This window comes from Lacrimispora sp. (genome assembly GCF_036758025.1).
Taxonomy (GTDB): Bacteria; Bacillota; Clostridia; order Lachnospirales; family Lachnospiraceae; genus Lacrimispora.
The window spans coordinates 44,969-68,513 of the sequence record NZ_DAIOXM010000013.1 but is presented as its reverse complement, the minus strand read 5'-3'; the positions used below and the strand labels follow the sequence as shown (position 1 = coordinate 68,513).

At 44.5% G+C, this 23,545-nt stretch carries 22 protein-coding genes and 1 other annotated feature; of the genes, 18 read left to right on the top strand and 4 right to left on the bottom strand.

Annotated elements, in window-relative coordinates; genetic code table 11:
- Window positions 1–4 precede the first annotated feature (4 nt).
- The 3 genes from V7M78_RS12430 to V7M78_RS12420 all read left to right on the top strand — a co-directional run bounded on the left by V7M78_RS12430 (window position 5) and on the right by V7M78_RS12420 (window position 3,606).
- Complete coding sequence (locus tag V7M78_RS12430) at window positions 5–1,120, top strand: 1-propanol dehydrogenase PduQ (protein WP_333649963.1); 1,116 nt, start codon at window positions 5–7, stop codon at window positions 1,118–1,120.
- A 150-nt stretch (window positions 1,121–1,270) separates the two neighbouring features.
- Complete coding sequence (locus tag V7M78_RS12425) at window positions 1,271–2,617, top strand: PocR ligand-binding domain-containing protein (RefSeq protein ID WP_333649961.1); 1,347 nt, start codon at window positions 1,271–1,273, stop codon at window positions 2,615–2,617.
- Window positions 2,602–3,606, top strand: a complete 1,005-nt coding sequence (locus V7M78_RS12420; protein ID WP_333649959.1) for a DNA-binding response regulator — start codon at window positions 2,602–2,604, stop codon at window positions 3,604–3,606. The genes V7M78_RS12425 and V7M78_RS12420 overlap by 16 nt, the downstream gene beginning before the upstream one ends.
- Window positions 3,607–3,641: 35 nt before the next feature.
- On the opposite strand, the gene V7M78_RS12415 is transcribed toward V7M78_RS12420, so the two are convergent.
- A complete protein-coding gene (locus V7M78_RS12415; RefSeq protein ID WP_333649956.1) occupies window positions 3,642–4,640 on the bottom strand; it encodes a hypothetical protein in 999 nt (332 codons plus the stop codon).
- Window positions 4,641–4,858: 218 nt separating this feature from the next.
- Between V7M78_RS12415 and V7M78_RS12410 the strand changes: the two genes are divergently transcribed.
- Window positions 4,859–5,497, top strand: a complete 639-nt coding sequence (locus tag V7M78_RS12410) for an RpiB/LacA/LacB family sugar-phosphate isomerase (RefSeq protein ID WP_333649954.1) — start codon at window positions 4,859–4,861, stop codon at window positions 5,495–5,497.
- 135 nt (window positions 5,498–5,632) lie between these two features.
- Here V7M78_RS12410 and V7M78_RS12405 read toward each other — a convergent pair whose 3' ends face one another.
- Window positions 5,633–5,773: a hypothetical protein gene (locus V7M78_RS12405; RefSeq protein ID WP_333649952.1), complete on the bottom strand. Its 141-nt coding sequence runs from the start codon at window positions 5,771–5,773 to the stop codon at window positions 5,633–5,635.
- Window positions 5,774–5,972: 199 nt separating this feature from the next.
- Here V7M78_RS12405 and V7M78_RS12400 point away from each other — a divergent pair, with 199 nt between their 5' ends.
- Both V7M78_RS12400 and mef(A) read left to right on the top strand, forming a co-directional pair.
- Window positions 5,973–6,431, top strand: coding sequence for a YaiI/YqxD family protein (locus V7M78_RS12400; RefSeq protein WP_333649950.1), 459 nt, complete (start codon window positions 5,973–5,975; stop codon window positions 6,429–6,431).
- 326 nt (window positions 6,432–6,757) lie between these two features.
- Window positions 6,758–7,972, top strand: coding sequence for a macrolide efflux MFS transporter Mef(A) (gene mef(A), locus V7M78_RS12395; protein WP_442914650.1), 1,215 nt, complete (start codon window positions 6,758–6,760; stop codon window positions 7,970–7,972).
- Window positions 7,973–8,066: 94 nt separating this feature from the next.
- Here mef(A) and V7M78_RS12390 read toward each other — a convergent pair whose 3' ends face one another.
- Window positions 8,067–8,372: a helix-turn-helix domain-containing protein gene (locus tag V7M78_RS12390; protein WP_333649948.1), complete on the bottom strand. Its 306-nt coding sequence runs from the start codon at window positions 8,370–8,372 to the stop codon at window positions 8,067–8,069.
- A gap of 204 nt (window positions 8,373–8,576) precedes the next feature.
- On the opposite strand from V7M78_RS12390, the gene V7M78_RS12385 reads away from it, so the two are divergent.
- The 3 genes from V7M78_RS12385 to V7M78_RS12375 all read left to right on the top strand — a co-directional run bounded on the left by V7M78_RS12385 (window position 8,577) and on the right by V7M78_RS12375 (window position 11,463).
- Window positions 8,577–9,182 (top strand): HD-GYP domain-containing protein, encoded by a 606-nt coding sequence (locus V7M78_RS12385; protein ID WP_333649946.1) that lies wholly within the window; start codon window positions 8,577–8,579, stop codon window positions 9,180–9,182.
- 83 nt (window positions 9,183–9,265) lie between these two features.
- Window positions 9,266–9,521: a binding site (T-box leader), on the top strand.
- A gap of 67 nt (window positions 9,522–9,588) precedes the next feature.
- Window positions 9,589–10,806: an aminotransferase class I/II-fold pyridoxal phosphate-dependent enzyme gene (locus tag V7M78_RS12380; RefSeq protein WP_333649944.1), complete on the top strand. Its 1,218-nt coding sequence runs from the start codon at window positions 9,589–9,591 to the stop codon at window positions 10,804–10,806.
- Between the two features lie 87 nt (window positions 10,807–10,893).
- A complete protein-coding gene (locus V7M78_RS12375) occupies window positions 10,894–11,463 on the top strand; it encodes an N-acetylmuramoyl-L-alanine amidase family protein (protein WP_333649942.1) in 570 nt (189 codons plus the stop codon).
- Here V7M78_RS12375 and V7M78_RS12370 read toward each other — a convergent pair.
- A complete protein-coding gene (locus tag V7M78_RS12370) occupies window positions 11,427–12,413 on the bottom strand; it encodes an aromatic acid exporter family protein (RefSeq protein WP_333649940.1) in 987 nt (328 codons plus the stop codon). The genes V7M78_RS12375 and V7M78_RS12370 overlap by 37 nt on opposite strands.
- Window positions 12,414–12,579: 166 nt before the next feature.
- On the opposite strand from V7M78_RS12370, the gene V7M78_RS12365 reads away from it, so the two are divergent.
- The 9 genes from V7M78_RS12365 to V7M78_RS12325 all read left to right on the top strand — a co-directional run bounded on the left by V7M78_RS12365 (window position 12,580) and on the right by V7M78_RS12325 (window position 23,164).
- Window positions 12,580–13,251, top strand: a complete 672-nt coding sequence (locus tag V7M78_RS12365) for a DUF554 domain-containing protein (protein WP_333649938.1) — start codon at window positions 12,580–12,582, stop codon at window positions 13,249–13,251.
- A gap of 25 nt (window positions 13,252–13,276) precedes the next feature.
- Window positions 13,277–14,146 (top strand): shikimate dehydrogenase, encoded by an 870-nt coding sequence (gene aroE / locus V7M78_RS12360; protein WP_333649936.1) that lies wholly within the window; start codon window positions 13,277–13,279, stop codon window positions 14,144–14,146.
- Between the two features lie 128 nt (window positions 14,147–14,274).
- On the top strand, window positions 14,275–15,264 hold the full coding sequence (locus V7M78_RS12355; RefSeq protein WP_333649934.1) for a LacI family DNA-binding transcriptional regulator: 990 nt from the start codon (window positions 14,275–14,277) through the stop codon (window positions 15,262–15,264).
- A 313-nt stretch (window positions 15,265–15,577) separates the two neighbouring features.
- Window positions 15,578–16,585: a 3-dehydro-L-gulonate 2-dehydrogenase gene (gene yiaK, locus V7M78_RS12350; protein WP_333649932.1), complete on the top strand. Its 1,008-nt coding sequence runs from the start codon at window positions 15,578–15,580 to the stop codon at window positions 16,583–16,585.
- A gap of 44 nt (window positions 16,586–16,629) precedes the next feature.
- Window positions 16,630–17,976 (top strand): citrate transporter, encoded by a 1,347-nt coding sequence (locus tag V7M78_RS12345; protein ID WP_333649930.1) that lies wholly within the window; start codon window positions 16,630–16,632, stop codon window positions 17,974–17,976.
- A 16-nt stretch (window positions 17,977–17,992) separates the two neighbouring features.
- Window positions 17,993–20,122 carry a hydantoinase/oxoprolinase family protein gene (locus V7M78_RS12340; protein WP_333649928.1) on the top strand — a complete coding sequence of 710 codons (2,130 nt, stop codon included), beginning with the start codon at window positions 17,993–17,995 and terminating at the stop codon, window positions 20,120–20,122.
- Window positions 20,123–20,307: 185 nt separating this feature from the next.
- On the top strand, window positions 20,308–20,919 hold the full coding sequence (locus V7M78_RS12335; protein WP_333649926.1) for a DNA-3-methyladenine glycosylase: 612 nt from the start codon (window positions 20,308–20,310) through the stop codon (window positions 20,917–20,919).
- Between the two features lie 221 nt (window positions 20,920–21,140).
- A complete protein-coding gene (gene hcp / locus V7M78_RS12330; protein WP_333649924.1) occupies window positions 21,141–22,769 on the top strand; it encodes a hydroxylamine reductase in 1,629 nt (542 codons plus the stop codon).
- 80 nt (window positions 22,770–22,849) lie between these two features.
- Window positions 22,850–23,164, top strand: coding sequence for a 4Fe-4S domain-containing protein (locus tag V7M78_RS12325; protein WP_333649922.1), 315 nt, complete (start codon window positions 22,850–22,852; stop codon window positions 23,162–23,164).
- Window positions 23,165–23,545 lie beyond the last annotated feature (381 nt).

Below are 23,545 nucleotides of genomic sequence, written 5' to 3'. Positions count from 1 at the left end.
AAAGATGTCAAATGTATATATCAAAACAAAAGTGTGCAGCGGACAGTATGCCATGGAGTATTTAAGAAAAATACGAAGAAAGAAAATACTGCTTGTCTGTGACAAGTTTATGATGGAAAACGGAAGCGTCAATTATATTGTTGATGCTCTGGATTCCAGCAATATCATGGAAATTTTTGACCAGGCCATACCTGATCCGACCATTCAGGTGGTAGGAGAGGGTGTGGGTGTGGTATACAGGGTAAAACCTGATATAATCATAGGCTTTGGCGGCGGTTCTGCTATAGATACAGCAAAAGGAATCATTTACTTTGCAGAGGCAAGGAATCTTATTGAAAAGCCAAAGTTTATCACCATCCCGACCACAAGCGGAACGGGCTCAGAAGTTACGTCTGTAGCGGTGATTACAGATCCGGAGAACAAAAGCAAGCACTTGATTTCATCTGATGGCATTTTGGCAGATGTTGCACTTTTGGACCCGAAACTAACCCTGACAGTTCCTCCAGCCGTGACGGCCAACACAGGCATGGACGTATTGACTCATGCTTTGGAAGCTTATGTGGCAAAGGGAGCAAATGTCTTTTCGGATGCATTGTCGGAAAAGGCGGTGGAGCTGCTGATAAAAGCTTTGTTACCTTGCTATTGCGATGGCAGGAATTTAGAATCCAGAACTTTCATGCATGAGGCATCAACTCTGGCCGGTATGGCATTTAACACAGCAGGTCTGGGAGTAAACCACAGCATCGCTCACCAATTAGGCGGAACATTTCATATTCCCCATGGATTGGCCAATGCAATACTGCTTAATAAGGTAATTGACTATAACTGCAAAAATTCCGATATCAGGAAAAAATATGCTGCTCTGGCATATAAGGTAATGTTGGTCAGTATGGACGAATCACCAAAACTTGCTGTAAATGTCCTGAAACAATTAATCTCCACTCTGATGAGAAGTATGGATATGCCTGGGAGCATAAGAAGTCTGGGTATTAAAAAAGAAGACTATGACAGACAGATTCAAAATATGGTGGATAATGCTTTGATGGATAACTGCCTGAAAACCACTCCCAGAGAGATTGGAACAGGGGCAATCAAAGAGATCTTAGAAAGTATTTACTAGCCTTTATAATTAAATAATAAGATTAGACTGGATTCCAATTTCATGAATGCAGTCTGATTTTATTTTCTATATAGATTCTTTATAAAAATGGAATTGAAAACCAAGGGGAAAGATAGTAATATAATTATGAAAGCCAAAGGAGGAGCTCAGATGGATAGATTCGATCATTTAGTTCTTGGTACAGAGTCATTGTTTTATTCAGAAATGGATAATTATATTCACGAAAACGATGAGAACTTTACTCAATTGGATATCATCCACCTTTTCGGTAAGGAAAGATTAGAAAATATACAAAAGAGCTTATCCAAAGCTACCGGACTTGCCTTTATTACAGTGGACTTTCGCGGGGAACCTATTACAGAGGCGACATACTTTTCCCGCTTTTGCCAACAGATAAGAACGTTCCCCCAAGCCTTGGAACGCTGCAAATCTTCTGATGCATTCGGCTCCATCCAGGCAGCCGTAACCCAGAAAACCAATGTATATTTCTGCCCCTGCGGTTTGCTGGAGGTTGCTATCCCAATTGTGGTAAGAGGACACTATCTGGGCGGATTTATCGGCGGTCAGATTCGCTGCAACGATGCTCCGGATTCTATCAGCAGACTTGCATCTGTCATGCATTTCAACCAATCTGAGAAATCGGAAGAATACAACAGGCTGATGGAAGAGATTCCAGTGTATTCTTACGAGAAATTTTTGGACATAGCCAATCTTGTTTTTCTTGTTATCAATCAGTTAGGTGAAAATGAAGTAAGCCAGTATATGCAGGCTGACGTTCTGAAAAAGAAAATCAAGAAAGTGCAGAATACAAACCAAAAATATCTGAAGAATTTGAAACAGAAAAACAAGCAGCTGCAGGAACTGAAAATGCAATCCAATCCATATTATCTGCTGGATGCCATTGGCTCCCTGCTTAACCTGTCTATTATTGAGGATGCTCCCCAGACCAATGAACTTTTGAATACTTTAGCCGATTATGTACGGTATAGCTATGAGGAGCAAGCCAGCTTTACCTATCTGTCGGGAGAACTTGAACAAGCAGAACGTTACTTGGCAATCAAAAAGCAGAAACTAGGTGAGCGGATGGAATACTCCGTTCAGGTGCCTAGGGAGATGCAGATGCAGAGAATACCGGCTCACATTCTTTTACCATTTGTACAGAATGCATTTTATAATGGGATTATGCTGAAGAATGAAGGCGGAAAGATTACCATAACCGGCTGTATAAAAAATAATCATGTCATGCTGGAGATTTATGATACAGGCCCCGGATTGACTCAGAATGAGCTGGATATAAAATTTGAGGCTTTGAAAGATTATCATGAAGGTCCGTTTATAAAGCTTGGAACGGATTATGCCCAGGAAAAGATGAAGCAATTATTCGGAGACGGATATGATATCATCGTAGAAGATTCCCGGGGGAAAGGACGTAAATGTATCATACGCTGGCCAGAGCACTTTGAAGAAAGGGAAGAAGATGTATGTACAGAGTTTTAATTGCTACAGATGATGTCCTTATGCGGAAAGCATTTAACATTATGATATCCAGGGAAGAGAAGTTTCAAGTGGCATACATGGTCGGAACTGGAGAAGCTGCAGTTAAAGCCTGTAAGAAAAGCACCGTTCATCTTATATTCATGGACATGCAGATGACAGGCATAAACGGGATTGAGGCCAGCTGGCTGATTAACCAATCCAGTCCGGAAACCGTCATCTATCTGTTTACCGGTCCAGCGTCCAATGTTCTGATAAAGGGAATGACCAAAGGTACGGTAAAAGATGTTTTGGAAAAACCTGTCTCTGCCAAATTAATTAAAAAAATTCTTGATAACTATAAAACAGAACATGAAGATTCTGTTCAGAACCAATTATATGAACTGGCAGAATTTGTGAGAAACCGTAACTTTAATCTGTTTTACAGCAGACTACCGTATATTATAGATGAGGTCTATGATATGACAGGGAATGACTCGGCCCGTCTGATCAAAATATTTAATTACATAGGCCAGAATCTTCTGGATATGAGGAATATTTACGATAGCAAACAAAGTGTTATGCAGGAATTTCCCATCAATGAGGCCCTGATTTCAGAACGCAAGATTTCAGAATTATGGCTGTTTCGGGTGGTGGATTATTTATTCCGGCAGAACAGCATCAGCCGTTACCCTCTGTTGGAAAATATATTTATTTACATAGAGAAGCATATCAAAGAAGATATTACCTTGAACGGTATTATTGAGAACTGCGCCATAAGCCAGGGTTACTTAAGCCGCATTATCCGGGAACAGTTCCAATTGAGCGTGATGGAATACATCCATATGAAAAAAATGCATCTGGCAAAAGGATATTTCTATTTTACAGATGACAGCATTGCTGAGGTGGCGTTTAAGCTTGGATATAATGAGAGCAGTTATTTCAGCAAGGTATTTAAAAAACATGAATCCATGACAGTGAAACAATACAGAAATGAAATTCGAAGGAATTAAAAAGGGAAACTCGTTTTGTGAGTTTCCCTTTTTGATTAATATACAACTCCTTCGTACCCTTCTGTAGAAGGAAACTCAATGGATATGGTTTGTCCCGGATTGTTGTAGTTCTGGTTAATGTTCATGGATACGCCCATGGTCTCTCCCTCTTCGGTCATGGACATGGAAAGAGAGAGGGTTTCATTGGAAATATAGCCTTCGGAGTTGATGGTGATCCTGCCGTTGATCTGACTGAATTGAAATTCAGAAAGAGGGGGCATTTCATCGCCGTAAAGATTGTTCAGTTCTCTGTCTAAATTCTTTGTTTCGGCAGAGTATAAAATGATTTTATTTCCCGCCTCGTCCTCAGCAACCTGAAGGTTGTCAAGAAATACTCCAAATTCTCCTAACGACTCTTTGAATGGGAGATATTCCATCATATCCTGAGGTCCGATGTACATTTTATATTTTCCGTAATCATCCGAATAGTAACAGCCTCCGGTGTAGAATGAGGTTTCCGTCATGTCCAGGCCGAACATGCTGGAAGTGGTCACCAGAAGAAATTCCATGTTTGGAGTATTTAAATCATGGTATTTTAGATGTGTATGTTCGGAGGCAGAAAGCTCCAGTCCTTCGTAGGAAAAGGTCATCCAAAGATCCGTGTTCATATCCAGACCCGGAAGCTCCGATGTCTTCTGGCCGGCTTCCTCATAAAGCGTTTTGCCTTTTTGGTTGACAGCCTGAGCAGTAAAGGGGTTAGTGGCTCTCTGGCGGACCAGGCCCTGCTCAACCCATGCGCCGGATTCGTTTACCGTATAGCCGTCGGGAGTGGTGGTTCCGGTGAGAAGATAACCGTTTTCATCAAAATAGTAGCATTCCGCTATTCCGTCTCCATCGGAGTCAATCCATTCCCAGGTGGATGAGGGATAGGTTTTGTCTTTTTCCTGCCACCACCAGCCATGGTCGTTTTGCTTCCAGGTTCCTGCAAAGGCGGCCGATGCCATGGATATGGACAGAAGTGATGTAACAGCCAGCAATCTTAGAATCTTTTTCATACTGTAGTTCCTTCCTTCTGTTTTACATTGGCCCATATAAAAAGGACCTGATTCAGTATTATACCATATTTTGGAAAATACAACAATGGGTTGCTGAGTAAAACCATCGACACCATTGACAGGGCGTGTTTTTTCCAATATACTTCAAGGTGCAGCAGGGTCATACATAAGTGATGAACCAAAGACAAATATAATCAGATAAAAGGAGATGGGTAAGCATGAGAATCGCATTGATAAATGAAAACAGCCAGGCGGCGAAAAACCAAATGATTTATAACAGCTTAAAGAAGGTTGCAGACACAAAAGGCTATGCGGTGGATAACTATGGAATGTACTCCCCGGAGGATGAAAACGCTCTGACTTATGTACAGAACGGAATTCTGGCAGCAATTCTTTTGAATTCCGGTGCGGCTGATTATGTGGTAACAGGATGCGGAACCGGAGCAGGAGCCATGCTGGCATTAAACAGCTTTCCCGGCGTGATCTGCGGCCTTGTGGTTGATCCCAGCGATGGATATATGTTTGCTCAGATCAATGACGGAAATGCCATTTCCATGCCGTTTGCAAAGGGCTTTGGATGGGGTGCAGAGCTGAATCTGGAATATACATTTGAAAAGTTATTCTCAGAAGCCAGCGGACAGGGCTATCCCAGGGAAAGGGCAGTACCGGAACAGAGAAATAAGAGAATCCTGGATACAGTGAGAGAGAATAACTTAAAGGATATTCTGACATGCTTAAAGGGTCTTGACCAGGAACTGGTTAAGGGAGCCGTTGGCGGCGTGAAATTTGCAGAGCTGTTCTTCCCTAACTGTAAGGATGAAGCCATTGGAGAATATGTAAAGAGCCTGTTGGCCTAAAATGCAGGAGTATTTATACAGAAAAAAAGGGGTGCTGTCTGGACAGCATCCCTTTATTTTACTCAGGCAAAGCCTTATTTTTATAAAATTTAACTGTTTGTTTATGTATGGAATCAGATCGGTCATGCCGATGGATTATTCATCCTCATCCATGGTTTTGCAGCTATCAGAAAACTCCGGAGAACAAGCTGAATCGTTAATGTCTACGACAGGATTTATAACTGTAGGTTGCTTTTCTTCCGGTTGTTTTGTAATTTTTTGATCTTTGTCTGTCATAAAAAACACCTCCGTTTATTATTTTGCTGTTTTCATTATAACTCTTTGTCTGACAAATTACAAGAAGAAATAGTTGGGTTTTCACTAATCTATGAAAAAGTAACAATAGAAAACCAATAGCAAACGTGATATTATATATATAATCATTAAGATGGAACAGAGCAAAATAATACTGTTTTTAGGTATAAGAAGGAGATTTATGAAAATATATATTGATGCAGATGCATGTCCCGTAGTAAAAATAGCAGAGAAGATTGCAAAAAAACATCATATACCGGCAGTCCTGCTTTGCGATACAAATCACGTTCTCACATCTGATTACAGTGAGATAAAGATCATTGGCGCCGGAGCAGATGCGGTGGATTTTGCGCTGATCAGCCTTTGCAAAAAGGGTGATTTGGTGATTACCCAGGATTACGGCGTAGCTGCCATGGCGCTTGGAAAAGGAGCTTACTGCATCCATCAATCGGGAAAATGGTATACAAATGAAAATATTGACGGAATGCTGATGGAACGCCACATGGCAAGAAAAGCCAGAAATTCAAGTAAAAAGCATCATGTAAAAGGGCCGGCCAAGCGGACGGCAGAAGATGATGAGAGGTTTGAGGAGTCTTTTGAAAGGCTGCTTAAGGATATAAAAGGCCTTGGAAATATTTAAATTTGACAACAATACCTGGTTCATGCTAAAATAATTTCAATAAATGAGAGGAGGGCATCCAAGTTTATGTGTTATATTCGTTTAAGATAAGCCGGCAATAAAAAAGCAGTGATACTTTCCACAGCAGTGGGCTTTTTTGTTATACTTATTTTACGGATTAAGACATGGATGCAGGAGAAGTGTGCCGTTTTTGAAACGGCGCGTTTTTGACCCGGGTCTTTTTAACGTTGATATGCTGGCAGAAGTCTAATTGCGGATTTTAGCCTGCATTTTTTATTGCCAAAAACCAGAAAAAACAACGGTAAAAAGTGCAAGGAGAGAAAAATATGATAAACGAAACTTCAAAATGGAAACTGGATTTTTTTACGATATGGGCAGGACAGGCGGTTTCTCTGGTGACCAGTGCCATCCTGCAAATGGCGGTGATTTTTTATCTCACCGAAGAAACGGGCTCAGCCATGGTGCTGTCTATCGCTTCTTTTGCAGGATTTCTGCCTTATGCGGTTCTGGGACCTGCCATAGGTGTATTGGTGGACCGGTATGACCGAAAGAAGATCATGATTGGCGCTGACTTGATGATCGCAGCAGCAGGAGGGATGCTGGCTGTCATTGGATTGTATATGAAACTACCGGTTTGGCTGGTTATGACGGCACTGTTTGTCCGGAGTGTGGGAACAGCGTTTCATTCCCCGGCCTTAAGTGCAGTAACCCCTTTGCTGGTGCCAAAGGAAGAGCTGACCAAATGTGCGGGCTACAGCCAGTCCGTCCAGTCCGTAAGCTATATTTTAAGCCCGGCTGCGGCTGCATTTTTATATTCAGTCTGGGATTTAAATGCGATTATAGCTCTTGATGTGGCGGGCGCAGTCATTGCGTGTATTACAGTGGCTTTTGTACGGATTCCAAAGCCTGAGGCGGTGGAGAAGAGCCAGGGCCAGAATTTTCTGGAGGAGATGAAAGAGGGATTTATTGTTCTGAGGAAAAATAAAGAATTGTTTGCACTGCTAATTATAGGCACATTATACATGTTTGTCTACATGCCCATTAACGCCCTTTATCCTCTGATCAGCATGGAATATTTCGGCGGAACGCCTGTGCATGTTTCTGTTACGGAAATCGCCTATGCTTCGGGTATGCTGGTTGGAGGCCTGCTGTTGGGCCTGTTTGGAAAATTCAAAAGACGGACTTTGCTGATAACGGCCTCTATTTTTATGATGGGAGCCAGTTTAACGGTTTCAGGCCTGCTTCCTCCAAATGGATTTGCCGCATTTGCGGTATGCTGTGTGGTCATGGGGCTTTCGGTTCCGTTTTACAGCGGTGTTCAGACGGCACTTTTTCAGGAACAGATCAAGCCTGAGTATTTGGGGCGGGTGTTTTCCCTGACAGGAAGCATCATGTCTCTGGCTATGCCCATAGGATTGATTCTTTCCGGATTCTTTGCAGACCGGATCGGTGTGAATTACTGGTTTCTCATATCAGGTATTTTAATTACCGGCATTGCCCTCATCTGTCCGCTGGCGGCTGGTACCGGAAAGTCCGGCTAAAACCAGGGGGCAATGAACACATATTTATAACTAAAAAACTAAGGATATCTGAAAAGCCGAAAAATGACTTTTCAGATATCCTTTTTTTCTGCCCTTATTTCATATCTTTGATAATTGCCGATATATGGGATACCTTTTCCTTACTGAGACATTGCAAATCCTGGATGATATCGTTAAGCTGCTCCGGATTTGGCGAGTCAAAGTCAAAAAAATCCTTGGGTGAAATGCTCAGATATTCACAAATATCAAAAAAAGCAGCCATGGAAGGCAAGTTGTTTTTGTTTTCGATATTGTTGATATAACCTGCACTTTGCCCCAGGGATAAGCTCATATCTCTGGCTGAAACACCCTTTTCCATTCTTAACTGCGATAGCCTTGCCACAAAACGTTCATTTATCATACACTCACCACCTTACCCTATTTTACCGCACATAATGGAAACTTATGTCCTGTTTAACCTATTATTTGTGTTGACACATCCTGTTCAACTATATATAATTAAATTGTTTATACGATTGAATCAGTTATATATGATATTGATATAATAGATAAATTGCAAGCGATACATAGAGAATCGGATTTCAAGGGGAAGGACAGCCAGCTCATGAAAGAAAAAGAACTGCCGCAGGACAGCAAAAGCTGCCGCAGCGCAACCATTGACACATTGCTCGCCATCCTTTATGAGAAAAGCTGTGAAACGGAAGAACATTCCAAGCGTCTCGGAGAATACTGTCATGCCATGGGACAAAGGCTGGGCCTTTCTTCCAGGGAACTGGATGAAATAGCCCTGCTGGCCCTGCTGCATGACATCGGAAAGGTTGGCATTCATGTGAATATCCTGCAAAAGCCAGGGGCCCTTACCCCTGGGGAATGGGATGAGATGAAGGAGCACCCGAAAATCGGCAGCCGGATTGCCCGGTCTATTCCGGAACTGAATGCTATATCGGACCTGATACTTTCCCACCACGAACGCTGGGATGGAAAAGGCTATCCCAGAGGGTTAAAGGGAGAGGAAATTCCTCTTTCCTGCCGCATTCTGGCAGTGGCCGATTCCTTTGACGCCATGATCAATGACCGGGTATACCGGAAGGCCATGGAAAAGGAGGAGGCAATCCAGGAAATTGAAAGCAATGCGGGAACACAGTTTGATCCAAGGATTGCGGATATTTTTGTTAAAATCATGAGAGATACTGGAGTGGAGAGCCTGTAAGCAGCCAGTGAATTTTTCCGGCCAGGCTCCGGAACTTTTGATTGACAATAAAAGACACCTATGCTATCATTACACAAAATAGTGAAAAGGCGAAGAAGAGGAATAGTACATATACAAAGAATTTCAGAGAGAAGATGGATGGTGCGAATCTTTATTTCAGTATGTGGAAGCAGTCTCGGAGCTTTGGACCGAACAATGGCAGGCGGATGACCGCCCGGCTTTTTAGTAGGCTTCAACGTATTTCCCACGTTACAGGGACTCGGTATGTCAGTACCGTAGAGAGTGCAGAGAATTTCTCTGAATTTAGGTGGTAACACGGATTGTATATTCGCCCTAAACGTTTCGACGTTTAGGGCTTTTTTTAATTTTCACTTATTTTATTACTTTAGGAAAGAGGTACATAATTATGAGGAATTTTGAAAAATCAAGTAAATTGGATCACGTTTGCTACGACATCAGAGGGCCGGTCATGGATGAGGCCAACCGCATGATCAGCCAGGGCATGGATATATTAAAATTAAACATCGGAAATCCCGCCCCCTTCGGTTTTCAGGCGCCTCAGGAGCTTCTTGACCGGATGAATGAAAACTTATCATCCACAGAAGGATATTCCGATTCAAAGGGCCTCTTATCCGCAAGGCAGGCCATTGTTAAGTACAGCAGGAAAAAGGGAATTGAAGGTGTTACGGAAGATGATGTATACACAGGAAACGGAGTCAGCGAGCTGATCACCTTATCCATGCAGGGACTTTTAAATTCCGGAGACGAAATTTTAGTTCCCTCACCGGATTATCCCTTGTGGACTGCATCTGTGACTCTGGCAGGGGGTGCCGCCGTCCATTATGTATGCGATGAAAATGCAGAGTGGTATCCTGATGTACAGGACATAAAAAAGAAGATTTCAGACAGGACAAAGGGAATTGTCATCATCAATCCCAACAATCCCACCGGCTCCCTGTATCCAAGGGAAATCCTGGAGGAAATTGTGGAGCTTGCCCGTCAAAACGGACTGATTATCTTTGCCGATGAAATCTATGACAGACTGGTATTAGACGAAGAGGAACACGTATCCATCGCCTCCCTGGCTCCCGACCTTTTGACAGTCACCTTTAACGGCCTGTCAAAATCCCATTTGATCGCAGGCTACCGCTGCGGCTGGATGAGCCTTTGCGGAGATAAGTCCTTTGCAAAGGGCTATGTGGAGGGTATCAATCTTTTATCCTCCATGCGGCTTTGCTCCAATGTTCCGGCCCAGTCAGTGATCGGACCGGCCCTGGATATGGAAGAGGAGACGAAAAAGCTGCTGGTTCCGGGAGGCAGGGTCTATGAGCAGAGGGAATACATTCACCGGGCATTAAATGATATTCCCGGAATCACTTGTGTCAGGCCAAAAGCAGCCTTTTACGTATTCCCGAAAATTGATATCAAAAAATTCGGCATTTACGATGATGAAAAGTTTGTTCTGGATTTTTTAAGGGAGAAGCAGATCCTTCTGACTCACGGAGGCGGTTTTCACTGGGAAAGGCCGGATCACTTCCGAATCGTCTATCTGCCGGAGCTGAATCAGCTTAAAGCGGCATGTGACAAGCTGGGAGACTTCTTGTCCGGCTACAGGCAGGCATAAGTAAATGTGAAATATTGGCGGAAATACGCAGCAATTCCTTTTTTGATGAATATATTTAATATAGTGAAATAGGAAAGGAATGCGAATATGCCTATTAGAATATTTATTGATCAGGGACATAACCCCAGCGGATATTTTAACAGCGGAGCAGAAGCCAATGGCTTAACAGAATCAGAAATCAATTACGAGGTAGGGATATATTTACTGAACTTACTCAACAGCGATCCCAGATTTGAGGCCCGGGTTTCAAGGCCCACACCGGATACGGTATTGGGAACCAATAACACCACCAGTCTGGCGGAGAGGGTCCGGATGGCAAATGCGTGGCCTGCTGACTACTTTATCAGCATCCACTGCAATTACAGCCCCAACCCCGGCCTCAATGGGACAGAAGTTTACATTTACCAGTACGGAACCCAGGCCCAGTGGGTGGCGGAAGATATCATGAATGGAATCAACTGGTTCACCGGAACGAGAAATAACGGAATCCGGGAAAACCCCTCTCTCTATGTTTTGAGAAATGCAAACATGCCAGCCAATCTGGTGGAATTGGGGTATTTAAGCAGCCCTATAGATTCAGTATTGCTGAGGGATAACCCCTATGGATTTGCTTACGGCATTTATTTCGGGCTTCTGAGATACTTTGGTTTTGAATGAGTCAGGGCAAAGTCCCGTTTAATGATTAAAAGCTCTTTCAACTGTTTTAAGATATAGAATAAGATGGCTCTTGCCTCAAATTCCTCCCGGCTGGCAGGAAGCTCATGGCCTTTTAAATCCTGAAATAAAAGGTCCAGCTCCTGCAAAAGCCCTTCTGCCGTATTGTCTCTGTGATAGTTCTGCCCGATGCTTTCTATGAGCTTTGCCGTATGAAGGGCTTGTCTGGGAAGGCAGGAAGAGCTTTTGACATTGTCATAGAGCTCCTGAAGAACCATGCTTTGCTGCTGGCGCATTTGGATGTAATCTACCTCGTAGGAGTCCCTTTTGCGAAGGTGGTTGTTGTAGTTGTTTAATGCACACGTTTTTGCTGCCTCCAGACTCTTTTGAAGCTGTAATAAGCAGCCGGGGCCGTTTTTTTCTTCATCCCCCAGCAGCAGCCAGACAGCCATTTGTTCCAGCAGGCCTTTGACCTGCTTATCCGCCTCATCTGCCAGCCTTTGGAATTCGTCTCCTTTTCTGCGCAGGTGCATGTTGACCAGAATGCCCACGGAGGTACCGATGAGAAACAGGGCGATTTCATTTCTCATAAGGGCTGCTGACATGGACTGTTCAGAAAGAAAATGGGTGATTAAAACCGAGTCCATAGCAATGGCCTCTCCCCAGTCTGCATAGAGACAGAGAAGAGAAAAGAGTAAAAGGTATACTGCAAAGGCGGAGAGGGTAAAGCCTAGCAGGTGAAAGGCTCCTGCGGCCAGGATCAGGGCGCATAAAAATGCCAGGGCACGGTTTCTGGCGCTTTTCAGAGTCTCCCTCTTTGTGTTTTGAATACTGAGAACTGTAATAATTCCGGCAGTTGCCGAATATTGAAAGCCCAGTCTGGCCGCAATGGAAATTGCCAGAACTGCGGCCAGGGCCATCTTAATGCTTTTGATTATTTTTTCTTTATTCATCTTTTGATTCTCCTCAAATGAATGGTATTGGACGGTTTCAGTATACCATATCCGGAAAAACATCACATCAAAAAGATTTGTGTTTCTTGCAAAATGACGTAAATCTGGTATACTGTTTTTCAGAGCGTCTGTTTGGGACAGCCGGATTTACGGGAGGAGAAGGATTATGATAGGAACCATTGTAAACACTGCAGCCATTTTAGCGGGCAGCGGAATCGGTGCCTGTGTCAGAAAGGGTCTGGGAGAGCGTTACCAGGATGCCTTATACAATGCCATGGGACTTGCAGCCTGCGGCTTAGGTGCCAATGCAATCGTCCAGAACATGCCCAAGAGCAGCTTTCCGGTCTTATTTATCATCAGTCTTGCGGCAGGAAGCTTTCTTGGAACCATGGCTGACTTGATGGGACGGTTTGAAAGGCTTACCAAGCGTTTTTCAAAAGGGAATTTAGGGCAGGGACTGTCTACTGCCATTCTTTTGTTCTGTATCGGGACATTATCTATTCTGGGGCCTATGGAAAGTGCTCTCCGGGGAAATAACACCTATCTCTTTACCAATGCCACCCTTGATTTTGTCACCTCCCTGGTCCTGGCCTCTACCTATGGCATCGGGATTGCCCTTTCAGCAGCAGTGCTGTTTTTGTGGCAGGGAAGCATTTATTTGTTTTCCGGAGCTCTGTCCCAGTTTTTAACAGAAGAATTGCTGACGGAGATTTCCCTTGTGGGCGGTTTTTTGATTTTCAGTTCCGGCCTTTCTATTTTAAAGATCAAGGACTGTAAATCTCTGAATATGCTGCCGGCTTTATTTATCCCGGTTTTATGGTTTCTTTTGAAGCCGTGACAGCAGAGTTGAAAGGAGAAAAATAATGGAAAAAAGAATTTCAGGAAAAACAGGTTTAATGGCGCTGATTGGCTCTCCCATAGGGCATTCCGGTTCACCGGCCATGTATAATTACAGCTTTGAAAAACTGGGGCTGGATTATGCCTATCTGGCTTTTGATGTGAAGGTAGATGGAGTGGAAAAGGCAATTGAAGCCATGAAGACCCTCCATGTAAAAGGCTGCAACGTGACCATGCCTTGTAAAAATGAAGCTGCAAAATATATGGATGAATTATCTCCTGCAGCCCGTATCATCGGCGCAGTCAATACCATTGTGGAAAAGGACGGAAAGCTGATGGGCTACATCACCGATGGCGAGGGCTTTGTGGACAACCTTCGTGATCATGGAGTGGAGATTGCAGGAAACAAGATTACAGTCTGCGGCGGCGGCGGCGCAGCGGCAGCCATCCAGGTACAGTGTGCCTTGGAAGGGGCAAGGGAAATCTCTGTTTTTAATATCAAGGATGAATTTTTTGACCGGACCCTGCGCCTTGCGGAAAAGATCAGACAGGAAAAGCCGGGATGTGTGATCAATGTTTATGACATTGAAGATATGGAAATTATGAGAAGAGAAATCGCTTCCAGCCAGGTGTTTGCCAATGCAACCATTGTGGGCATGAAGCCTATGGAAGAACAGAGCGTGGTAAAGGATGTTTCCATGTTCCATCCAGGTCTTGTGGTGGTGGATGCGGTATACAATCCAAAGGAAACCAAGCTGCTGAGAGAAGCAAAGGAAGCCGGCTGCACCTGTATTGACGGACAGGGAATGCTTGTGTGGCAGGGAGCGGCCGCATTTAAGCTGTTCACTGGCTTGGATATGCCGGTAGAGGGCGTAAAGGAGCTGCTTTTTAAATAATATGCCCATATTTTTCATTCCGGAGAAGGTCCTGGGGTTCCCAAAACAATATGAAAAGGCTTGATGACAAATTTGCGGGAATCGGATATAATGAATTTGAGAAAGGGCTTTCAGGAGGGTAAAAAGATATGAACATCTATGACATAGCGGCAGAAGCACAGACGTCGATTTCCACGGTTTCCAGGGTTTTAAACAACAAGGGAAATGTGAATCCCCAGATCCGCAGCCGTGTGGAGGAAGTATTAAAGAAATACGATTACAAACCTAGCGCCATTGCCAGAGGACTGGTTTCAAAGACCATGAAAAACATTGCCATCCTGACTGTGGATGTGAGGGTATCCCACTATGCCCGCACGATTTACGTAATTGAGCAGGAGTTCAGCAACCGGGGATACAATGTTACGGTGTGCAATACAGGAGGTTCCATTGAGGAATGTCAGCGGTATATGGAAATTCTGTCGGAAAAACAGGTGGATGGCATCGTCCTTATCGGATCTATTTTTAATGATCTGATCCATCATCCGGATATTACATCAAAAATTAAGGATATTCCTGTGGTGGTAGCCAACGGAAAGGTGGACCTTCCTAATTTTTATTCCGTTTTGGTGGATGACACCAAGGGAATCAGGACTGCAGTGGATTACCTGTATGAAAAGGGGCACCGGGAGCTGGTGTATATATACGATTTAAAGACAGAAAGCGGAAAGGCCAAGCGCCAGGGCTTTTTGGAAGCCATGAAGCTGCATGATATTCCTGATGGGGAAAAGAGAGTTATATCCTGCGGCTACGGGTTAGATGGCGGACGTGAGGCGGTTGACACCCTGTGGGGCCTGGGACTGGATTTTACGGGAATCGTATGCGGAGAGGATCTGACTGCCATTGGAGTCATGAAGGGACTGAGAAAAAAAGGTTTTTCCATTCCCGGTCAGGTGGCGGTTACAGGCTGCAACAATTCCCTGGAATCCCTGCTCTGCGAGCCGGAGCTTACCACTCTTGACAATAAACCGGAGATATTGGGTGGACTGTGCGCCCAGTTGCTGCAGGAGGTTTTGGAGGGAAAGGTATCGGACTTTAATCTGGCTATCCAGCCGGAGTTGATTGTACGGGGAACCACGTAGGATTGGATGCGGTATGTGACCGTGAACATATAGAAGAAAAGGTGAAAACGCTTTTTTGAAAAAGAGACAGCTTATTTTAGGGAGACTGAAATAAGCTGTCTTTATTTTTTGTCTATGGCGTGAAAACGCTTTATTTGTGTCTGGGTCTCATATAACTATTTTACAAAAAAGCATTGGGTAAATTGTATAAAATAACTAATAATAAAGAAAAATAAAGGTTTATATTGACATATAGTTGTAGGATGTTATAATGAAAATCAAGAAAGCGCTTTCTTGAAAATGCGCATGAAAATAAAAAAGGAGAGTCAAGGACATGAGAGTAAAATATGAAGATCTGTTAAAAAAGTTCCAGAAGATACTGGAAAGCAGAGGTTTTTCTCCGGAGCATGCAGAGGATGCTGCCTCTGTGTTTGCAAAAAACAGCCTGGATGGTGTTTACTCCCACGGTGTAAACCGTTTTCCGAGGGTGGTCAGCTATTTAGACAAAGGAGAAATCGATCCAAAGGCCATTGCAGTCTGTGAATCCTCTATGGGAGCCATTGAACGGTGGAATGGGAACCGGGGATTCGGTCCGTTAAATGCAAAGATTGCTATGGACAGAGCCTGTGAACTGGCAAAGGAGCATGGGGTGGGAGTTGTGGCCCTGGGAAACAACAACCACTGGATGAGAGGCGGAAGCTATGGCTGGCAGGCTGCTGAGGCGGGCTGTATCGGAATCTGCTGGTCCAATACCATGCCCAACATGCCGGCATGGGGAGGAAAAGACAGAAAGATCGGAAATAATCCTTTCATCATGTCCATTCCCAGAAGCAGCGGAAAGCATGCCGTCATTGACTGCGCCGTATCCCAGTTTTCTTACGGAAAGATTGAAGAAGCCAGATTAAAGGGCCAGCAGCTTCCGGTACCCGGCGGTTATGATACAAAGGGAAATATCACCACCGATCCGGCCGAGATTGAAAAGACATGGCGGGTTCTTCCCATGGGGTACTGGAAGGGAAGCGGAATCTCCATTGCCCTTGATTTAATCGCAACGGTACTGACCAGCGGAAACTCTGTAAGAAAGATCGGAACCTTTGGTGATGAAGTGGGATTGTCCCAGGTGATGATCGCCATTGATCCGGAGAAGTTCAATACAGTGGAAGAGACGGATGCCATTGCAGATGAGATATTAAATGATATCAAAGCTTCTGAACCGGTTTTGGAGGGCGGAGAGGTGTTCTATCCGGGAGAGCTGGAGTTAAGGAGCAGAGAGGACAACCGGAAGAACGGAATTCCGGTGATTGAAGAGGTATGGGAAGCCTTGAATTCCCTGGAGAAGTAATACCGGCAGTGTGAAAAAAGAGTGTAAAAGGGAGAGATAAGTCAATGGAATATATCATAGGGGTTTTGATTTTAGTTTCATTTTTCGGCCTGGCATTTTATGCCGCAAGAGGCGGAAACCTGATGATGGGAATGCTGGTCATGGCTATTCTTTGGACCGTGCTTCCTATGATTGGCAATACCTTTGCCACAAACCCGGAGTTTCTGGCAGCCAATGGAGATAAGGTAGGAATCACATGGATTCAGGCTTTTTCAAAAGTATTTCAAAGCGGCCCTGAGGGCTGGGGAAATGTTCTTGTCAATGTGGTGTTCGGAGCGTGGTTTGGCCGTGTCCTGTTAGGAACAGGGGTTGCCTCCACCTTAATCCGCAAGACAACAGAGCTTGGGGGCGACAGGCCTGCTGTTACCTGTATTTTGCTGTGCATCGTTACAGCCGCCATTTTCTCCTCCCTTTTCGGAGCGGGAGCAGTGGTTGCCATCGGCGTTATTGTTTTACCGATCTTGATGTCCCTTGGTATTCCCAAGGTGCTTTCCGTGGTTTCCTTTATGCTGAGTATCGGTGCGGGAATGTTTTTAAATCCGGTTCTGTTCGGCCAGTATACGGCATTTTTCTTAGATGACCAGGGAAAGGCTCTCTATCCTTATGACCAGTATGTGAGGTGGGGAGGAATCGCATGGGCGGTTCAGCTTACTTTTACCATCTGCCTGGTTTTATTCTGTACGAGAAAAAGGCGCTTTGTCCATCATTGGTCCGCCAGAAGACCGGTGAGACAGGTTCTGGATTTTGCTCCGGGAAAGGCTTTGATTACACCCTTTATTCCTGTATTTCTTTTGATTGTATTTAAGGTTCCCATTATCATGGGCTTTTTGATCGGAGGCTTTTACGCCCTTTTCGTCTGCGGAAAGCTGCCGGATTTTAAAACGGCGTGCCGTACTTTTAATAAGGATTTCTTTGACGGCGTTGTGGATACGGCTCCTCTGGTAGGCTTTTTGCTGATGGTTCCCATGTTTAATAAGGCAGCAGAACTTTGTATTCCCTATTTCAATGCCCTTCTTGGAAATGTAATACCCCAGAGCACCTTATTCATCGTCATTGCATTCTGTGTCCTTGCACCTCTGGGCCTGTTTAGGGGGCCGTTTACCTTATATGGATGCGGTGCTGCTACCCTGGGAATTTTGAAGGGAATCGGATTTTCCACTCCGTTCCTGGCTTCTCTTATGATTGCGGCTACAACAGTTATGAATGTTTCCTGCTGTATCACCCAGTCCTGGATTGTATGGGGAATCAGCTATACCAAGGTGTCCACAAGGGACTTCTTAAAAATGAGCGTTGTCTGCGGTTGGATCATCTGTATTATTTTGCATGCTATTACATTCGTTATGTTCGGTTAATGGGGAGGAGACAGACATGGGAAAGAGATTAGTGAGAATGGGAATTGACGTAGGGGGCACCCATACGAAAGCGGTTGCCATTGATAACGGGACTCATGAGATCATCGGAAAGTCCTCCGTTAAGACCACACATGATGATCAGTATGGAGTGGCAGCAGGCGTAGTAAAGTCCTTTCAGAATTGCCTGAAGGAAAATGATATTGATCCGGAGGATGTGGTCTTTGTGGCCCACAGCACCACCCAGGCCACCAATGCATTGATTGAAGGCGACGTTGCCACCGTAGGAGTCCTGGGAATGGGGCCAAAGGGAGTGGAAGGCTTTCTGGCAAAATGGCAGACCAATTTAAAGGACATTGACCTTGGGTCGGGAAGAAGGATCAAGGTCAGGAACCGTTATTTAAAGGATATGGATGTGGATGAAAACACGGTGAGAACCGCTGTGGAGGAGTTAAAGGGAGAGGGAGCCCAGGTTCTGGTAGCTTCCGATGCTTACGGCGTGGACGATATTTCAGGAGAACAGTTTGTCTTTGAAATCGGCCATGATGAAATGGGGTTTGAGACGACTCTGGCTTCTGATATCACAAAGCTCTACGGCCTTACCAGAAGAACCAGGACTGCCATCATCAATGCCAGTATTTTACCTAAGATGTTAAATACGGCAACTTCTACGGAGAAAAGCGTAAGACAGGCGGGAGTGGAAGTGCCTTTGATGATCATGCGCGGCGACGGCGGTGTTATGGAAATCAATGAGATGAAGAAACGTCCGGTTCTGACCATGTTATCCGGTCCGGCGGCCAGTGTTATGGGCTCTCTCATGTACTTGCGGGCTTCCAATGGAGTGTACTTTGAAGTTGGCGGAACCACCACCAACATCGGTGTCATTAAAAACGGGCGTCCTGCCATTGACTATTCCATTGTAGGGGAGCATAGAACATATATCAGTTCTCTTGATGTCCGGGTTTTGGGCGTGGCAGGAGGAAGCATGATCCGGGTCAATAAAAGTGGTGTTCATGATGTAGGACCACGTTCTGCTCATATTGCGGGTCTGGATTATGCGGTGTTTACCGATGAAGCTGAAATTGTGGACCCAAAGCTGGAGTTCTTCTCTCCAAAGGAAGGGGACCCGGCGGATTATGTGGCTATCCGGCTGGCTGGCGGAAAGAGGGTCACTTTGACAAATAGCTGTGCGGCCAATGTGCTGGGACTGGTAAAGCCGGGTGATTTCTCTTATGGAAATGTCAATGCCGCCAGAAAGGCCATGCAGCCTGTTGCAGATTATCTGGGCGTGACCGTGGAAACAGTGGCGGAACAGATTCTTACAAGGGCTTATGAAAAGATTGAACCAATTATTACAGAGCTGGCTGAAAAATACCGTCTGGAGCACGACCAGATTTCCCTGGTAGGGGTAGGCGGAGGAGCCACCTCTTTGATCGGCTTCTGCGCGGATAAAATGAAGATCAAATACAGTGTTCCTGAAAATGCGGAAGTAATTTCCTCCATCGGCGTAGCTCTGGCCCTGGTCCGGGACGTGGTGGAACGGGTGGTGCCAAATCCTACGGCAGAGGATATTAAGAGCATTAAGAGGGAAGCCATTGACAAAGTGGTGGAAAGCGGAGCGTCTCCTGATACGGTAGAGGTTCACATTGAAATCGATGCCCAGACCTCCAAGCTGACTGCCATTGCATTGGGCTCTACAGAGGTAAAGACCACGGATTTATTAAAGGAGTGTACGGAGACAGAGGCCAGAGGCCTGGCGGCAGAGGATATGCGGGCAAAGCCGGAGAACATAACCCTGGTGGGCCAGACTCCCAGTTTCTATGTATATAATATGGAAGCAAAGGGGAAGAAGCCTCTCCGGATTCTGGACAAAAAAGGCTTTATCAAGGTTCAGAGAACCGATGGCGAGGCTGTTCTTGCCAAGGCGGCCTCTTACAGAAGCGTGGTATCGAAGATGTGGGAAGAACTGGCTATTTTCAAGGCAGATGCCATCCTGCGCCCTGACTACTATCTCTGCGTAGGCGTCCGTGTCATGGATTTTAACGGGACCGGGGAACTGGAACAGATTCTTATGCTGATGGAAGTGGAAATGCAGATGGTGGATACGGGAGATGACATCATAATTGTTGGAGCGAGAAATCAGTTATAGGCTTGAGGCTGCGGATATCCGCAGTCTCTTTTTTACTCTTTAACCTGTAAAAGAACTCCCTATTTCGGCTTCGTTGTGGTATAATGGGGCTATACATAAGGAAGAGAAAATGCCCCCTTGAAGAAGAGGACAAGAAGTAATATGATTAAGAAAAAATTGATGCAAAGGACTATTGATCATTAATCATGAAGACATTAAACAGGGATTTTTATAATAGAGATTCTATCACCGTTGCCAAAGAGCTGCTGGGAAAGATGCTGGTCCATGAAACAGGCGGGAAAAGGATCAGTGCCAAAATCGTAGAAACAGAGGCATATATGGGAGTCATAGACAAAGCTGCCCATTCCTACGGAGGGAAGAGAACGCCCAGGGTGGAGGTCATGTATGGAGAGCCGGGGCATTCTTATGTGTATCTCATATATGGCATGTACCACTGCTTTAATGTGGTTGCCGGACCTCAGGGGGTTCCCCAGGCCGTTCTCATCCGGGCTTTGGAGCCGGTGGAAGGACTGGATATGATAGCTTATAACCGGTATCAGAAGCCATACGGTGAATTGAATAAAAAACAGATCACCGGGTTGACCAGCGGGCCGGGAAAGCTGTGCAGAGCCTTTCTGATTGACAAAGAACTCAATGGCGAAGATTTGTGCGGCAGCAGGCTGTATGTGGAAGAGGGAGAAACAAAGGGTCTTTCCATAGTAGAATCCAGGCGGGTAGGAATCGATTATGCGGAGGAAGCCAGGGATTTTCTCTGGAGATTTTATATAGAAGGCAATCCTTATGTTTCTGTAAAATAATTTCGATATATTATATAATAGAAGGGACAGGAAGTAAGCAGAAATAGATTAATCAGAGAAGAATTTAAAATAAAATTGTAAAAAAATCAAATGCGTTGTTATTACAACAGACAAAACTGACAGGAAATGATATCCTCTAAAAGAAGTAAAGACAATACGAGCACAGGCGCCGGCATACCCCCGGTGTTATGCATAAAATTTTACAATGGAGGTAATAGGATATGAGCATGTTTTGCTATCAGTGTCAGGAAACAGCAAAAAACACAGGTTGTACCATTAAAGGAGTCTGCGGTAAGAATGAGGAAGTAGCAAAGCTTCAGGACTTGCTGATTTATGCAACGAAAGGAATTTCTGAAATTATTGTAAAGACAAAGGCTAACGTTGCAGAACTGACTGAAATCAATCATGAAGTTTTGACAAGTATCTTTATCACAATCACAAACGCAAACTTTGATGCGGACGCCATTGAGAAGCAGATCGTTAAGGTACTTGCCTTAAGAGATGATCTTGCAAAGAAGACAGACTACACAGGAAATAACGATGCAGCAGTATTCACCGTAGGTGACAGAGAGTCTATGCTTGAGAAAGCTGCAACTGTAGGAGTTCTTTCCACAGAAAATGAAGATGTTCGTTCCTTAAGAGAACTGATCATTTACGGAATCAAGGGAATGGCTGCTTACACAGAGCATGCTTACAACATTGGCAAGGAAGACACTTCTATTTATGATTTTATGTATGAAGGACTTGCAGCAACATTAGACGACAGCCTTACTGCTAATGATCTGGTTGCACTGACTTTAAAGACCGGAGAATACGGCGTAAAATCCATGGCTCTTCTCGATGAGGCCAACACTTCCCGTTACGGAAATCCGGAGATTACATCTGTAAATATCGGTGTTAGAAAGAACCCGGCTATCCTTATTTCTGGACATGATTTAACTGATATGGAACAGCTTTTAGAGCAGACACAGGGAACCGGAGTTGATGTTTATACTCACGGCGAGATGCTTCCTGCCCACTACTATCCGGCATTTAAGAAATACGACAACTTCGTAGGAAACTACGGTAACTCCTGGTGGATGCAGGTTGGCGAGTTTGAGTCCTTCCACGGTCCAATCCTCTTTACAACCAACTGTATCGTTCCTCCAAAGACTCCGGAAGTTGCAACCAGAATCTTTACAACAGGTGCATCAGGCTTCCCAGGATGTCCGCACATTGTTGCTGATGAGAACGGCAAGAAGGATTTCTCCGCTATTATTGAACTGGCAAAGACACTTCAGTCTCCTGATGAAATCGAAACAGGCAGCATCGTAGGCGGTTTCGCACACAGCCAGGTATTTGCACTGGCAGATAAGGTTGTTGACGCAGTAAAATCCGGCGCTATTAAGAAATTCTTTGTTATGGCAGGCTGCGACGGAAGAATGAAATCCAGAGATTACTATACAGAGTTTGCAAAACAGCTTCCAAATGATACTGTTATCTTAACAGCAGGCTGTGCAAAGTATAGATACAACAAGCTGGGCCTTGGCGATATCGGCGGCATTCCGAGAGTTCTGGATGCAGGACAGTGTAATGATTCCTATTCCTTAGCTGTAATCGCATTGAAATTAAAGGAAGTATTTGAGCTTAATGATGTCAATGAACTTCCAATTGTTTACAACATCGCATGGTATGAGCAGAAGGCAGTTATCGTGCTTCTGGCACTGCTTTCCTTAGGCGTGAAGAACATTCACTTAGGACCGACATTACCAGGATTCTTATCTCCAAATGTTGCTAAGGTTCTTGTGGATACCTTCGGCATCGCAGGCATTGGAACCGTTGAGGATGACATTGCATTATTCACTGCATAATTACTTAAATCATCTGTCAAGGGTCCGTCCGGTATTTTATGCCAGGGCGGGCCTTTGGGGTAAATAAAACATAAAGTGACATGTTTTGGAATAATTTACAAAAAACAGACAATACTAAAGATGAATTTTGGGCTAGGAGAAACAATGATTCGGAAGACCATTATACCCAAAATGCATGGGCGAACAAGGCGAAAGGAGATATCAGTATGAAAGCAGTAGTTGACAGAGATGGCTGTATTGAATGCGGTTTATGCGCATCTGTATGTCCGGAAGTATTCCGAATGGCGGATGACGGTCCGGCTGAGGTTTACGTTGATGAAGTACCGGCAGAAGCAGAAGATTCAGCAGTGGAAGCACAGGAGGGATGTCCTGTTTCCGTAATTACAGTAGAATAACTTGTTTAGAGCCAGATAACCTTGTAAATTCAAGGAAATCTGGCTCTTTTCTTTTGGTAGTGAAACTAAAATGGAACGATAGCTGCATTGAAAATGACAGCAGAAGATTTACATACAGAAATTATCCAGACGCAGGTGGTTCCGAGAGAGACACCGGAGCATTACAAGGAGAAAAAAGTTTTTGTGTGGATTACTCCGCATTGCAGACTGGAAAGGTATCTCTTGTACATGAAGGACCCTATTCAAGACGCTTATACTTCCACTCTGAGTATAATTTCCAGACATATGAAAATCACAATACAAAGGGTCATTGGCTTGAGGATTGGAAACCTGAGGGAGTTAAAACAAACCATGTGGCAGAATCATTCAAGAAGAATTATA